Raw genomic sequence first — 422 nt, forward strand, 5'->3', positions numbered from 1 at the left:
GAAACGGGGTGATCGTGGTATCGTCTTTCATGGCGTATCGTTCCTTCTGGAAGTTCTGGCAGGCTTGAGCACCCGCCACGATACGCCGCCTTCTCAGGCCCCATCACCCATTTTCAGCCATAGCTCATTCTCGTTTCGCAAGTTCCGCTGGACTGCTGCCGCGAACAGAGCGTCACTGACATCACGCCCGAAGACATCGGGCTCTCCTCGGTACCGGGGCTGGCATTCCGCCGGCCCGCTACCTGAGGAGACCAATATGTCCAAATCCAAGCTGACCAAGGCCGAAAAGGTGCGCGCGATGCTCGCTCGCCCTGAGGGCACGAGCCTTGAGGCGATCTGCAAGTCCACCGGCTGGCAGCCGCATTCCGCTCGCGCGGTCCTGAGCGGGTTGCGCAAGGCCGGCTACACAGTCAAGCGGCAGG

Annotated in this window: 1 protein-coding gene; it reads left to right on the forward strand. The window is 61.8% G+C overall.

From position 1 onward, the window contains the following. Positions 1-256: 256 nt before the first annotated feature. A partial coding sequence (locus EU800_RS29270; protein WP_129636380.1) for a DUF3489 domain-containing protein occupies positions 257-422 on the forward strand: 166 nt, incomplete at its 3' end.

Origin of the sequence: Tropicimonas sp. IMCC6043, assembly GCF_004146235.1 — a bacterium.
GTDB lineage: Bacteria > Pseudomonadota > Alphaproteobacteria > Rhodobacterales > Rhodobacteraceae > Tropicimonas.